The 12,603-nt window shown below is 62.3% G+C and carries 13 protein-coding genes; 7 read left to right on the top strand and 6 right to left on the bottom strand.

Annotation, left to right across the window (positions count from 1 at the left end):
- Positions 1-135 precede the first annotated feature (135 nt).
- The 3 genes from QA639_RS37250 to QA639_RS37240 form a co-directional block, all read right to left on the bottom strand.
- On the bottom strand, positions 136-384 hold the full coding sequence (locus QA639_RS37250; RefSeq protein WP_028332759.1) for a hypothetical protein: 249 nt from the start codon (positions 382-384) through the stop codon (positions 136-138).
- Between the two features lie 76 nt (positions 385-460).
- The gene (locus QA639_RS37245) at positions 461-2,032 is read right to left on the bottom strand and encodes a bifunctional aminoglycoside phosphotransferase/ATP-binding protein (RefSeq protein ID WP_283088606.1); all 1,572 of its coding nucleotides are present in this window, start codon (positions 2,030-2,032) and stop codon (positions 461-463) included.
- On the bottom strand, positions 2,029-3,015 hold the full coding sequence (locus tag QA639_RS37240; RefSeq protein ID WP_157348354.1) for a zinc-dependent alcohol dehydrogenase family protein: 987 nt from the start codon (positions 3,013-3,015) through the stop codon (positions 2,029-2,031). Before QA639_RS37240 ends, QA639_RS37245 begins: the two co-directional genes overlap by 4 nt.
- A 148-nt stretch (positions 3,016-3,163) precedes the next feature.
- Between QA639_RS37240 and QA639_RS37235 the strand changes: the two genes are divergently transcribed.
- From QA639_RS37235 to QA639_RS37225, 3 genes are all read left to right on the top strand, one after another.
- Positions 3,164-3,637, top strand: coding sequence for an Hsp20/alpha crystallin family protein (locus tag QA639_RS37235; RefSeq protein WP_028332757.1), 474 nt, complete (start codon positions 3,164-3,166; stop codon positions 3,635-3,637).
- Between the two features lie 71 nt (positions 3,638-3,708).
- The gene (locus tag QA639_RS37230) at positions 3,709-4,185 is read left to right on the top strand and encodes a CBS domain-containing protein (protein WP_028332756.1); all 477 of its coding nucleotides are present in this window, start codon (positions 3,709-3,711) and stop codon (positions 4,183-4,185) included.
- Positions 4,167-6,944 carry a bifunctional acetate--CoA ligase family protein/GNAT family N-acetyltransferase gene (locus QA639_RS37225; RefSeq protein WP_283088605.1) on the top strand — a complete coding sequence of 926 codons (2,778 nt, stop codon included), beginning with the start codon at positions 4,167-4,169 and terminating at the stop codon, positions 6,942-6,944. The genes QA639_RS37230 and QA639_RS37225 overlap by 19 nt, the downstream gene beginning before the upstream one ends.
- Here the strand turns inward: QA639_RS37225 and QA639_RS37220 are convergent.
- Entirely contained in the window at positions 6,914-7,324 is a 411-nt protein-coding gene (locus QA639_RS37220; protein WP_283090687.1) for a hypothetical protein, read from the bottom strand. The genes QA639_RS37225 and QA639_RS37220 overlap by 31 nt on opposite strands.
- Before the next feature lie 181 nt (positions 7,325-7,505).
- On the opposite strand from QA639_RS37220, the gene QA639_RS37215 reads away from it, so the two are divergent.
- The 3 genes from QA639_RS37215 to QA639_RS37205 are packed head-to-tail and all read left to right on the top strand — an operon-like array spanning position 7,506 to position 10,484.
- Positions 7,506-8,618 (top strand): MlaE family ABC transporter permease, encoded by a 1,113-nt coding sequence (locus tag QA639_RS37215; protein WP_428841116.1) that lies wholly within the window; start codon positions 7,506-7,508, stop codon positions 8,616-8,618.
- A gap of 2 nt (positions 8,619-8,620) precedes the next feature.
- Entirely contained in the window at positions 8,621-9,358 is a 738-nt protein-coding gene (locus QA639_RS37210) for an ABC transporter ATP-binding protein (protein ID WP_283088604.1), read from the top strand.
- A 16-nt stretch (positions 9,359-9,374) separates the two neighbouring features.
- Positions 9,375-10,484 (top strand): ABC-type transport auxiliary lipoprotein family protein, encoded by a 1,110-nt coding sequence (locus QA639_RS37205; protein ID WP_157348352.1) that lies wholly within the window; start codon positions 9,375-9,377, stop codon positions 10,482-10,484.
- Here the strand turns inward: QA639_RS37205 and QA639_RS42110 are convergent.
- Together QA639_RS42110 and QA639_RS37195 are read right to left on the bottom strand one after the other, a co-directional pair.
- Entirely contained in the window at positions 10,396-10,740 is a 345-nt protein-coding gene (locus QA639_RS42110; RefSeq protein WP_428841200.1) for a hypothetical protein, read from the bottom strand. The genes QA639_RS37205 and QA639_RS42110 overlap by 89 nt on opposite strands.
- A gap of 255 nt (positions 10,741-10,995) precedes the next feature.
- Positions 10,996-11,253 (bottom strand): hypothetical protein, encoded by a 258-nt coding sequence (locus tag QA639_RS37195; RefSeq protein ID WP_157348350.1) that lies wholly within the window; start codon positions 11,251-11,253, stop codon positions 10,996-10,998.
- Positions 11,254-11,925: 672 nt separating this feature from the next.
- Here QA639_RS37195 and QA639_RS37190 point away from each other — a divergent pair.
- Positions 11,926-12,390 (top strand): cache domain-containing protein, encoded by a 465-nt coding sequence (locus QA639_RS37190; RefSeq protein ID WP_283088602.1) that lies wholly within the window; start codon positions 11,926-11,928, stop codon positions 12,388-12,390.
- Positions 12,391-12,603 lie beyond the last annotated feature (213 nt).

The following is a 12,603-nucleotide window of genomic DNA, read 5'->3' as shown; positions in this document are numbered from 1 at the left end:
CTGAAAGGTAACGGCTCGTGTGCTCATCTCACAAGGAACACGTCGGCAGCGGCGTTCCATGACGTCAAAGGTCGGCTCCAAAGAGCCGACCTTCGAGGCATGGCAGGCATCAAGATCAGACGGGCAACTCGCGTTCTAGCGGACTTTGGCGTTCCGGTTGGTGAAGGTCATCAGCAGCAACGACAGGCCAGAGGCTGCCGCCACGAACGCCGCGGTCCATCTGAGCGCGGAGACGGCAAAGGCCGCGTCAAGCCGCCAGCCTGTCGTCGCCGGCTCGGTCGACGCAAGCGGAACCAGATCCGGGAAGTACCAGTTGCATAACAGAGCAAGTACAACCGCGAGGATCGCACTAGCGACAAAGAGAAAGGTCAATCGCTGTTTCATGGAAGTCCTCCTTTCGGCGCGAGGATGTTGCCAGACCCGTTGGCATCGACCAATTCAGGAGTTTCCCTTAGGCGACTTACCGCTCTCCCTGTCCGTTGAATTCGCCAGCAGGCGAGAGAATACAACGTTCAAGCGTAGCCGAGGGCGTGCCGGAAGCGTCCACAACATCCCAATCGATCGTTCCGGTTTCAATGTTGTCTTGAACCAAGACCACGTCTGGCGTCGCGTCCGACGCGTCGTGTCGTCGTGATGCTACGCGATGCAGTCGCGCGGCGCGATCGGCGGTCAGGAAGATGCCGCGGAACTCAACCTTCACGTTGCGGGCGACGACTTCAGCGGCATGTCGCTCCGCCGGCTTGAGAAATGCCGCATCGAGTATGACCGAAACCCCTTGAGCTAATGTACGCACGGCGTGTTCGAACATGGTCCGATAGACGCGATCGGATGCTTCGGCGGTGTACGTCGTTGCGGGCAAAGTCGTATGCTCGCTCACGTCGTGGATTTGCTTGCGAATGACGTCCGATCGCAGAACCAGGGCGCCTGGCGCTGGCGCGATCAGATGTGCCATGTCCTGCGCCAGCACGCTCTTGCCGGTGCCGGACTTCCCGCCAATTGCGAGGAGGCTGGGAAGTTCCGGTGCAATTAGCTTGACTGCCGCGTCGAAGTACCGCCCCGCAGCCCTCGCAATCGCTGGATCGTGCCGGTGTTGCTGCCGCTTGGTGAGGAGTACGTTGGCCCGGATCGCGGCACGAATTGACAGAAACAGCGGTAACACGGCAAGCGCCGTCGATTGGGCGGCCCATGCCGCCTTCATATAGCTGTTGAATAGTCTGTTGGCGGCAGCGCGCTGCCCGAACGCCAAGAGATCCATAAGGGGGAATGCAAGATCATAGAGGACGTCCGTTGTCGCTATCTCAGGGTCAAATTCGATTGCGTCGAACAAGACGGGCCTGCCATGGATCATAACGATATTGCCGAGGTGGGCGTCGCCGTGGCAGCGTCGAACTTGTCCCGCTGCTGCGCGTGAGTGCAGGAGCTCGCGATGCCGCTCCAGCTCGCGGTGGCTCAGCCCATGCAGCTTGTCGATGCTGTCGCGGGGAAAGTCCGCCGAGCCGCGGAACTGCTCCGTGTTACGGTCGATTATGATCGGAAGCGATGCGAGCCAATTCGATCCATCGCTGCTGGCGGCGGCCTTATGTGAATCCAGCAGAACGGCCGCCAGGCTCTCACCAAGCTCTGGCCCGAAAGCATTTTGCGCGGCCAGTTGATCGAGCGTCTTACTTTCGTCAAAGCGAGCCATTTCGACGGCCCATTCGACAACCTGTCCAGTCCCTCCGATCACGAAGCCATCGCGCTCGCGTGTGATCGGCACCACCCCGCGATAGATCGAGGGGGCGTGGCGCTTGTTGATGGCAATCTCGTCCTCGCAAGCACGCCGCCGCTTCTCCAACGTCGAGAAGTCGAGATATGGCAGCTTGACCGCTCGTTTGATCTTCAGGACGCGCGAAGGCCCAAGAAAGACGATCGAACAATGGGGGTCGATCCGTTGGACCGGCTCGTTCAGTTCGCCAGATCCAGCCATGAACGACAATACAGGCGCCTGGCCGGTGTCGCCTGTGGCCTTGTCGGTTGATGATGTCGGCGTCATCGTGGTTCCAGAACAGCCGCGCCGACGAGCTTGCCGTCGCGCAGGCGCGCGAGCGCTTCGTTCGCCTGATCCAGGGGGAAGACGCTGACGTGTGTCCGGATTCCGGCCCTCGCCGCCGTCTTGAGAAAGTCGACGCCATCCTGTCGCGTCAGGTTGGCGACGGAGACGATCTGCCGTTCACCCCAGAGGATGTCGTAAGGAAAGCTCGGAATATCCGACATGTGGATGCCGGCGCAGACCACGCGTCCGCCCTTGCGCAGGGCGCGCAAGGCAAGCGGGATCAGTGGGCCTATGGGCGCATAGATGATTGCGGCGTCGAGTTGCTCCGGCGGCGGGTCCTCGGAGGCTCCGGTCCAGCATGCGCCGAGCGACAATGCCAGATGCTGGGCCTCGGTGTCACCCGCTCGGGTGAACGCGTAGACATCCCGCGTTTGCCAGCGTGCGACCTGCGCGACGATATGTCCCGCCGCGCCAAAACCGTAAATGCCGAGTTTGCGACCGTCGCCGGCCATCATCAGGGAGCGCCAGCCGATCAAGCCAGCGCACAGCAGGGGTGCAAGCTCGGCGTCGTCGCCGCCCTCGCCGAGCGGAAAGCAGTAACGCGCATCCGCCACCAGGTGGGTCGCAAAGCCGCCGTCCCGCGTATAGCCGGTGAACAGGGGATCGTCGCAGAGGTTTTCCTTGCCCTCCCGGCAGTAGGGACAATGCCCGCAGGTCGAGCCGAGCCAGGGGACGCCGACGCGTGTGCCGAGATGCGCATGGCCTACGCCGTCGCCGATCGCGTCGATACGGCCAACCACCTCGTGGCCGGGTACGATTGGATAGGCGATGTTTGGCAGCTCTCCATCGACGACATGGAGGTCGGTGCGGCAGACGCCGCAGGCGCTGATCTTGACCCGGACCTCACCTGGGCCAGGTATCGGGTCCGGCCGTTCCACATATTGCAGGCGCGCGCCAAGCGCAGGCAGGATCATGGCATGCATGACGGAACTCGCTCAGGGGTCTGTGACCTTGCTTTGATCACGTGACATTGGCCTTGTTTTGATCCCGGTCAACGCCCGTTGGCTGTTCCGGATTAGCTTTGCTTCGCGAGCCGAGACTTAAAAGCCAAGACCCAAACAGGAGCCTCCGATGATCAAGGACATGATTCCCGTTGGAACCCAGCGCGCCGTGGCGCGGCGGGAAGCCAATCCATTCACGTTTCTGCAGCAGGAAATCGACCGGCTGTTCGATGGATTCGGCCGCAATTTTCCGCCCTTCGCAACGCCTGCGGCGATGATGCCGCGCATGGACGTCAGCGAGACCGACAAGACCATCGAGATCTGCGCCGAACTGCCCGGTCTCGAGACCAAGGACGTTCAGCTCAACCTTGCCGACAACACGCTCACGATCCGCGGCGAGAAGAAGAGCGAGCGCGAAGAGCAGGACAAGGACTATCACCTGGTCGAGCGCAGCTTCGGCGCGTTCTCGCGGTCCGTTGCATTGCCCGAGGGCGTCAAGGACGAAGACGTCAGCGCCGAAATCGCCAAGGGCCTGCTCAAGGTCACCGTCAAGAAGCCGGCTCCCAAGCAGAGCAAGCAGATCGACATCAAGACGGCCGCGTAGCCGTCTTGTGGGGCGCGTCGCTCGTCAAGCAGCGACGCGTCCCCGAAATAACCATTCAAAGGGGATTAGCCATGTACGAGTTTCTCCAGGAAACCGTCGCGAACAACATGACGACTTCGGTGCGAAGCGTTGCCCCCGAAATGAGCGTGGGCGATCTGTACCGGCTGTTCGCCAAAGACGACTATGACGCCTATCCCGTGCTCCGCGACGATGTCGTGGTTGGGTTCGTCACGAAGCTTGACGCCCTGAAGGCATTTGCCTGTACGACAGATCACATACTACCGCATTATGACGATCGCATGGGAACGACGGTCGACGAGATCATGTCGTCCGATGTGATCGCGGTCGAGCCGGACACAAATCTGCAACGCGTTCTGCAGCTAATGGTCGCGCATCGCCTGAAAAGTCTGCCCGTGGTTGACAAATATCACCACCTGCTCGGTATCATTGCTCGCGAGGATGTCATGCGAGCCTTGGCGCGCTGCACGAAGCGGCAGGCGCCACCGCTTGTTCCTTGCGAGACCGCCCGATGTCTACGTTTGGCCTAGATCGGGTTCTTTCGCCTCGATCGGTCGTGCTTGTCGGCGGCAGTTCGCGTCCGTCGTCGCTCGGGTTGGCGGTGCTCATGAACCTCAAGGCGAGCGGCTTTTCCGGCCCGATCGCGGTGGTCAATCCAAACTACGCGGCGATTGACGGCGAGGCGACGTCCCGCGATCTCAAGTCGCTCCCATTCGTTCCGGATCTTCTCGTGATCACGGCGCCGGCGACCGCAATCCCCGGGATCATCTCAGACGCTGCCGCAGTTGGCGTCGCTGGTGCGGTGATCCTGTCGGCGGGCCTTGGGCATGGCGCGGGCTCGCTTGCCGAGACGGTCGCACGAACGGCGCGCATGCACGGCATACGCCTCGTCGGGCCCAATTGTATCGGTGTGATGGTGCCGCGCGCGAAGCTCAACGCGAGTTTCGCGGCCCATCCTCCATCCGACGGACGCGTGGCCTTGATCTCGCAGTCTGGCGCGGTTGCGGCGGCAATGATCGCGTGGGCGGCCGAGCGGCAGCTCGGTTTCTCCGGGATCGTGTCGATCGGCGACCAGCTCGACGTCGACGTCGACGTCGCTGATCTGCTGGACTATTTCGCGCAGGATGATCACACCAACGCGATACTGCTCTACCTCGAGGCCGTGAAGGATGCCCGCAAGTTCATGTCGGCTGCCCGCGCCGCAGCACGGCTGAAGCCGGTGATCGTCGTCAAGTCGGGGCGGCTGGCGCAAGGTGCCAAAGCCGCGGCGACCCATACCGGCGCGCTGGCCGGTTCGGATGCCGTCTATGATGCCGCATTCCGCCGTGCCGGGATGCTGCGGGTGTACGACTTGCGTGAGTTGTTCGATTGCGCCGAGCTGCTCGGTCGCGGCTTCGTCCCGCGCGGCAATCGGCTGGCGTTTCTGACCAACGGCGGCGGGCTTGGGATTCTCGCGGTCGACCGCCTGGCCGAACTCGGCGGCGCCCCTGCGAGCCTGACTGAGAAGACGGTCAAGCGGCTTGATCAGGTGCTGCCGCGCGGATGGTCGCGTGCCAATCCTGTCGATATTTCGGGTGATGCCGACGCCACCCGCTATGTGTCCGCCCTCGACGCGTTGCTTGATGACGCGAACAGCGATGCGGTCCTGGTCATGAATGTGGAGACGGCGGTTGCGCGGATCGAGGGGATCGCCGAGGCGGTGACGCAATGTGTTCGTGACCGCCGGGTCAGGAAGAGCGAGGTCGCCCCGCTGGTGCTCGCGGCGTGGACGGGTACCGATGAGCGAACTGCCACGATTTTTGAGACTGCCCGCGTCCCGCATTTTCCGACCGAAGATGACGCGGTGCGCGCTTTCATGCATCTGGTGAGGTATCGCGAGGCCTCCATCGCGCTGGCCGCAACTCCGCCCAGTATCGCCTCAATGTTTGCGCCGGAGACGGCCGCGGCGCGGCGAGTGATCGCGGAGGCTCTGTCCGAGGGACGAGGATGGCTCGACCCAGTCGAGATCGTCGCCTTGTTCAAGGCTTACGATATTCCAATCGTTCCGACGGTTGTTGCCCGTGATGCCGATGATGCCGCAGACAAGGCTGCGCCGTTTCTGGCTCGGGGGCTTGCGGTGGCGGTCAAGGTGTTCTCCCGCGATATCAGCCACAAGTCCGATGTCGGCGGGGTAATCCTCGGCTTGCGGACCGGCGAAAGCGTCGCCGAGGCAACGAGGGCAGTATTGCCGCGCGCGCGGCGCGCGCGGCCGGATGCCATCCTGCAGGGCGTGACGATCCAGCCGATGATCGAGCGGCGAGCGGCGCGCGAACTGATCCTCGGCATTGCCGACGATCCGACCTTCGGCCCGGTGATCGTGTTTGGTCGCGGCGGCACCGCGGTCGAGGTGATCAACGACAAGGCGCTGGCGCTGCCGCCCCTCGACATGAACCTGGCGCGCGATCTGGTCGGGCGTACCCGGGTCTCGCGACTACTTGCTGCCTATCGCGATGTCGCGGCCGTGCCGGCTGAGGCCGTGCCGCTGACCGTCGTCAAGCTGGCGCAGATGGCGGCGGACATTCCGGAAGTCGCCGAGCTCGACATCAATCCGCTGCTCGCGGACGAGACCGGCGTGCTGGCGCTCGACGCGCGCGTGGCGATCCGCAAGCCACCGCGGCTGTTTGCCGGTCAGACCCGGCTTGCGGTGCGGCCCTACCCATCGCAATGGGAGGGTGAGCTCGCCCTGAGGGACGGCTCGGGCGTCGTGGTCCGGCCGTTACGGTCGGAAGATGAGCCAATGGTTGAGAGCTTCTTCAGTCGGGTGACCGCCGAGGATCTCAGGCTTCGCTTCTTCCAGGCGATGAGAAACTTTTCGCACACGTTCATTGCGCGGCTGACCCAACTCGACTACGCGCGTGCAATGGCCTTTGCCGCGCTGGATCCGAGTACGGGCGCCATGGTGGGAGCAGTCCAGCTTCATTCGGATTCGCTCTTTGAGAACGCCGAATACGCTGTCCTGCTGCAGTCCGATCTCAAGGGCAAAGGACTTGGATGGGCGCTGATGCAGCTCCTGATCCATTATGCGAAGTCGGAAGGGCTGAAGCGGCTGTCCGGTGAAGTGCTGGCCGAGAACACCACCATGCTGAGTATGTGCCGTGAACTCGGGTTCACTGCCGCCACTGAACCGACCGACCACCGGATCGTCAACGTCGTCCTCGACCTTTCCCTCCGGATCGCGGGTGCCTTGGGGACCGACATCCTGATCCGACGCAAGCGCGATCAAAGCGGCGTGACGGCGACCACGCGATAGGGATGCATGCCGTCCGCCTCGTGAACTGAGACATACTCGCCGGGCCGGAAGCGTTCATTGCCGAAATGATAACCGGCTTCGTCGGCTGCCGCGCCGGCCACGTCATAGTGGAATCGCCAATTGTCGCCTGGACCATGCACGAGGTGGCCGAGCTGATCATCTTCGGCGGGCCGCTGACGAACGACGCGGCAGGCGTCGCGATGGGCCTTCCAGGTCTCGACGTCGATCCGCGATGCGGAGTCGAGCGGGGCAACGATGATATAGCCAATCGTCGACGCGCCGTCGGGTTGATCGTGCTCGCGTGCGCGCTCGAGCCGAACCTGCCTGAACGAGTGTGGCAATGCAGTATTTTGCAAAGGCTTGAAGGCGGGGCGGTTCATCAGAAATTCTCCCTGGGAATGCCCGAGGTTGTCGGGCAAGCTGTTGGATCATAGAGCCGCGGCTTGCCAAGCCGTTGATTTGGGTCAAGCGCATGTTTGGGGCCCGGTGGGGCCGATTGCGCTGGGTCAAACACAGTCATCTCCAGCACCCTAAGGTGAACTGCAACATGGAGTCAGAATCTTGCTCAATGCCCCGGCCTTGACAGCGAATGCGGACGATCCGCGTGTGCTCACCGCATGTGGGGCCTGGAACGTTGCCAATGTCGAGGCGCTGGAGCGGCTGTGTGCGCACGCCGCGGGTACCGATATCGGCTCGATCGATGTACGGCGCGTCACTGCGCTCGACACAGTCGGGGCCTGGCTGCTTGAAAAGCTAGCCCGCGGTGGCACGACCAGAGCGGCCCTCACAGGTGCCGACGGTCCATATGGCGACCTGCTGGAAGAGGTGCGAGGACTGAACCGTTCCGGTCCGGCCGAACGCAGATCAGTCAACCCGTTGCTGCAAAGGCTCGATCAGCTGGGCCGCGGCAGCAGGCGGCTGGCGGCTGATTCGGCGGCATTCCTGCATATGCTCGGCGCTTTCAGCGCAGCGTTGTTTGGTATTCTCAGGTATCCGCGATCGTTCCGACTGACGTCGACCGTCTATCAGCTCGGCCGGGTGGGCTGGCAAGCGGTGCCGATCATGCTGCTGATCACGTTCCTGATCGGCGCCATCATTGCTCAGCAGGGCATCTTTCATTTCCGCCGCTTTGGCGCGGAATCCTATGTCGTCGACATGGTTGGCATCCTCGTGTTGCGCGAGATTGGCGTGCTGATCGTGGCCATCATGGTGGCCGGACGCTCGGGGAGTGCCTATACGGCCGAGATCGGCGCGATGAAGATGCGCGAGGAGATCGACGCGCTCAGCACCATGGGACTCGATCCTGTCGCAGTCCTGATCCTGCCACGGATCCTGGCGCTGGTGGTGGCGCTGCCGATCCTCGCCTTTCTCGGCTCGCTCGCGGCGCTCTATGGCGGCGGGCTCATCGCCTGGCTTTATGGCGATATGAGCCCGGCAATCTTCATCGCGCGACTCCACGAGGCGGTCTCCGTCACGCATTTCGAGGTCGGGATCATCAAGGCGCCGTTCATGGCGCTCGTGATCGGACTTGTCGCGGCGGTGGAGGGATTGAGTGTGAAGGGCAGTGCGGAATCGCTTGGGCAGCAGACGACTGCGTCGGTCGTCAAATCGATCTTCCTGGTGATCGTGCTCGACGGCCTGTTTGCGGTCTTCTTCGCGTCGATCGGGATGTAGCCATGCCCGAAACTCCAGCCATCCACATAAGCAACCTGGTGGTCGGCTTTGGCAAGAAGATCGTCCTCGATCACCTCAGCCTTGACGTGAACGACGGGGAAATTCTCGGCCTCGTGGGCGCGTCTGGGGGCGGAAAGTCGGTGCTGATGCGGACATTGGTCGGCCTGCTGCCGAAGCGGAGCGGGCAGATCGATTTCGCGGGCACCAGCGATAATGAACGCCACTGGGGGGTCCTGTTCCAGCAGGGAGCGCTGTTCTCGGCCTTGACGGCTCGCCAGAACATTCAGTTTCCGTTGCGCGAGCAGGCGCGGCTCTCACCAAGGCTGCTGGAGGAAGTCGCGGACGCCAAGCTCGAGATGGTTGGCCTGACGCGCGAAGACGGAGACAAGTTTCCGTCCGAGCTTTCGGGCGGTATGACCAAGCGGGTTGCGCTCGCGCGGGCACTGGCGCTCGACCCCTCGCTCCTGTTCCTCGATGAGCCAACGTCTGGTCTCGACCCGATCGCTGCCGGTGAATTCGATACCTTGATCCGGACGCTGCATCGGACGTTGCGTTTCACGGTGTTCATGGTGACGCACGACCTGAACAGCCTGCAGGCGATTTGCGACCGCGTTGCCGCGCTTGCCGACGGCAGGATCGCAGCAATCGGGCGGCTGTCATCGGTGCTCAAGTCCGATCATCCCTGGGTCCAGGCTTACTTTCATGGCGCCCGGGCGAAGAAGCTGGGCCTCGGCAACTAGGCAAAGAGAGACGCACATGGAAATTCGCGCGCCCTACATCGTCGTTGGTGCATTCGTGTTGTCGGCGATCGTCGCCGTGTTCGGCTTCGTCTACTGGCTGAACAATGTCGGAGGGATCGGAAAACGGCAGACATATCAGCTCGTTTTCACCGATCCGGTTCCCGGGCTGCTGGTCGGGGCGGGTGTTCTCTTCAATGGCATCCGCGTTGGCGAAGTGACCGCGCTTGAGCTGGTTCCAGACCGCCCGCGCGAGGTTCACGCCACGATTGCAGTCGCCGAGCGCACGCCGGTGCATAGCGATACGCGCGTCGGCCTCGATTTCCAGGGACTGACCGGTGTCCCGGTGATCGCGCTGGAAGGCGGTGACAATCCCGAGGCACCGCTGGCGCGCGAACCGCTGGTGGCCGAAAAGGGGGCTGGACGGAGCATGACACAGGCTGCCCGCGATGCGCTACGTCGGGTGGATGTCGTCCTGTCCGAGAATGCCGCCCCGCTGCACAGCACGATCGACAATCTCAGCACGTTCGCCGAAGGACTCGCGCGCAATACGCCGAAGCTCGATGGCATCGTGACCGGGCTGGAACGCATGACCGGCGGCGGTGCGCCCGCGTCGCGCAAGGTGGCGTATGACCTTCACGCGGTGGACAGCTTTGGAGCGCAACGCCATGCGAATCTGCCCGAGCAGCTGGTCATGGCGGAGCCGACCGCGATCGCCCGCCTCCAGACCCAGCGCTTTTTGTTCACGCCGGATGAGGAAACTCAGGGATTCGACGGTGCGCAGTGGAGCGATAGTCTCCCTTTGCTGGTGCAGACGCGGTTGCTGCAGAGCTTCGAGAATTACGACGTCAAGCATGCGCCTCTGCGCGCCGACAGCGGCGTAGAAGGCGCGCCGCGTCTCCTGATAGACCTGCGCCGGTTCGAAATTGCTCAGGGACCTCAACCGCGCGCGACAATCTGCTTCTCCGCGAAGATCGTGGATCGAAATGGTCAGGTAAAGGCCGCAAAGCTTCTTGAGGGATCGGAAGGAATTAACTCGCTCACACCGTCTGAGGCGGCAGTCGCATTTGATCGAGCTTTCGGCGCCCTCGCGCGCGAGCTTGTGATGTGGGTTGCGGCGACGGACTGAAGCAGATCGTTGCAGGTTGCGGCTGCGCCGCGCAATACTGACTTCTTCCTCGGTCGGAATGCTCAGTACATCGACCGGGCTGCCCCTTCGCTGCGATGCGTTGTTCGCCCTGCGCAATTGCGGCCGTATCGTTGCTGATGCCGAGCCAGGAGAGGCGATCGCAGCTGCGCTGCCGGATTTCCGGGGCATACTCGCCGATGCCGCCGGGGAACATCAGACCATAGAGGCGGGCAAGGGGGGCCATCACGGCGACCACTGCGGCGACACGAAATGTGAAGAGATCGACGGCCTCACGAGCCGCAGGATCGTGGCTCGCCAGCAGGGCGGCGGGCTCGGCTCTGCGCTGGTCCACGCATATGGCGCAGTGTTCGACAAAAAGATGCCCGGCAAAAGCCGGGCATTGAATATCGATACAACCCCAGGGAGGAGAGGTCGATCGTCCTAATGATTCTATTCAAGCATGCTATGGCGGGCGACGATTTGAGCTAGCGCAACAAATCGAAGATTGATTTTACTGGGAGTCAGGAGAAGACCGTTCCTCCTCCAGATCGTTTGGCACCATCCCATATGTCCGCAGCACGGTAGTTTTCATACCCGGATGGCCGGTACGGACGACTGCGGCAGCACCAGCGTGGCCGAACGTCTTCCATAAGTGCTTGGCGTGCTCGATCGCCGCGGCTGGGCTGGCGCACTTGGCTTGCTGGCCCGGAACAAGGTCGCCATCGGTCCGGTCGTACGGCAGGGCAATGAAATGCGTGATCTCGTCCATCGATGCCCCTTTCTCGTTCGGTCGACTTTACCCAGCGAAGCAATGTGCGATCACACCTATCTTGAACCGCCTCAGCTCACTTCGTTTGATCCGGATCAAGGCGGAATAGGCGTCTATCGTTGCTATTGATGGGCTCGAAAGGGAGCTTTGCTTGCCATGGGCTTCCTCCTCTCGAACTTAAACTGGGTCATGGTGATGGGAAGCGTCGTGCACTTCCGGAATCGCACCGGCGAACTACGAAGAGGTGGCGTCCGGAGCGGAATTTCGCCGGTCCGTCCGTCAAGTGCTATTGATGCTCGAACTGCAGCTGCTCCAGATCAGCGGCTTGGTCGCTGTGTGTCCGGCCGGAGTGGCCAGGACGAAGCTGCAGCAGCACGACCAACTACTCGTTCGCCTTGCGGCCGTGCGACAGCATGCGGGAGCGCTGATCGGCGATTGACGTCGGCTCACATTGCTGACGTCACCTGCCGCAAGAAAGCAACACTGCATCGGATTAACGATAGATCGTTCCAGTCGTCGCCATGCGAAAAAGAGCCCTGCTGCAGGATTCCGATAGGGGGGACGCGAGTTAAATCTCGCGGCCCAATAGTCTGTGCCGGCTCTCAGCCGAGCCCATATTGCTTTGCCCTTGCCCAGGTCAGATCGGGCAACCCGTTTGCAGCAAATCGGTTGGTGAAACGCGATGAATTTCAGGATCTCTCTTGCGCACGCATCTACGCAATTGTTGGGCTGAGCTTTTGCGGACTGACCGGACTGGCCGCTATCCAGGCAAGCAATCTGGCAAATGCCTTGCGCGGGCAGCGGCAGAGCGAGTTGAGACGCCTTACCCAACTGGCTCTTGGCATTGCGCAGGAGGAGCATGATGCGGCCGTCGGCCGCGGAGCGGACGGCGACGCCGCGCGTCGCAATGCGGCAGCCAGAATCGGCGCGCTAAGATTTGGCAACGGGGACTATTACTGGATCAACGACCTCGGTCCCACGATGATCAAGCACCCGATCAAGCCGGAGCTCGACGGCAAGGATTTGCGCGACATCAGGGATCCGACCGGCAAACAGCTCTTTGTCGCATTTGCCGAGATCGTGAAGCGAAAAGGCGAGGGGGTCGTCGAGCGCTTGTGTTGTCGGTCGGGCTTATAACACTGCTGCTTGCGCGGCGGATATCGGTAGCTCTGGTAACAATGGCGAGCGCTCGCAACCGCCTGAGCGGGGGTGATTTCGACATGAAGCTACCGGGGCTCGAGCGGCCCGATAAACTGGGCGACATGGCGCGCTCGATCGAGCAGTTCAGGCCAGAGCTGCCGAGAAGGTGCGTGATGAGGCCAGGCAAGACGAGGAGAGGCGGCGCGCTAC

The organism is Bradyrhizobium pachyrhizi (genome assembly GCF_029714545.1).
GTDB classification, from domain to species: Bacteria; Pseudomonadota; Alphaproteobacteria; order Rhizobiales; family Xanthobacteraceae; genus Bradyrhizobium; species Bradyrhizobium pachyrhizi.
The sequence above is the reverse complement of the archived record's forward strand: the minus strand, read 5'-3'. Positions and strand labels throughout refer to the sequence as shown.

What these genes read in the sequence shown, in the direction of transcription:
- QA639_RS37205 (WP_157348352.1), top strand. Translation starts at nt 9,375, where the DNA reads ATGGAAATTCGCGCGCCCTACATCGTCGTTGGTGCATTCGTGTTGTCG.
- QA639_RS37235 (WP_028332757.1), top strand. Translation starts at nt 3,164, where the DNA reads ATGATCAAGGACATGATTCCCGTTGGAACCCAGCGCGCCGTGGCGCGG.
- QA639_RS37230 (WP_028332756.1), top strand. Translation starts at nt 3,709, where the DNA reads ATGTACGAGTTTCTCCAGGAAACCGTCGCGAACAACATGACGACTTCG.
- QA639_RS37220 (WP_283090687.1), bottom strand. Translation starts at nt 7,324, where the DNA reads ATGAACCGCCCCGCCTTCAAGCCTTTGCAAAATACTGCATTGCCACAC.
- QA639_RS37245 (WP_283088606.1), bottom strand. Translation starts at nt 2,032, where the DNA reads ATGACGCCGACATCATCAACCGACAAGGCCACAGGCGACACCGGCCAG.
- QA639_RS37250 (WP_028332759.1), bottom strand. Translation starts at nt 384, where the DNA reads ATGAAACAGCGATTGACCTTTCTCTTTGTCGCTAGTGCGATCCTCGCG.
- QA639_RS37240 (WP_157348354.1), bottom strand. Translation starts at nt 3,015, where the DNA reads ATGCATGCCATGATCCTGCCTGCGCTTGGCGCGCGCCTGCAATATGTG.
- QA639_RS37225 (WP_283088605.1), top strand. Translation starts at nt 4,167, where the DNA reads ATGTCTACGTTTGGCCTAGATCGGGTTCTTTCGCCTCGATCGGTCGTG.
- QA639_RS37210 (WP_283088604.1), top strand. Translation starts at nt 8,621, where the DNA reads ATGCCCGAAACTCCAGCCATCCACATAAGCAACCTGGTGGTCGGCTTT.
- QA639_RS37195 (WP_157348350.1), bottom strand. Translation starts at nt 11,253, where the DNA reads ATGGACGAGATCACGCATTTCATTGCCCTGCCGTACGACCGGACCGAT.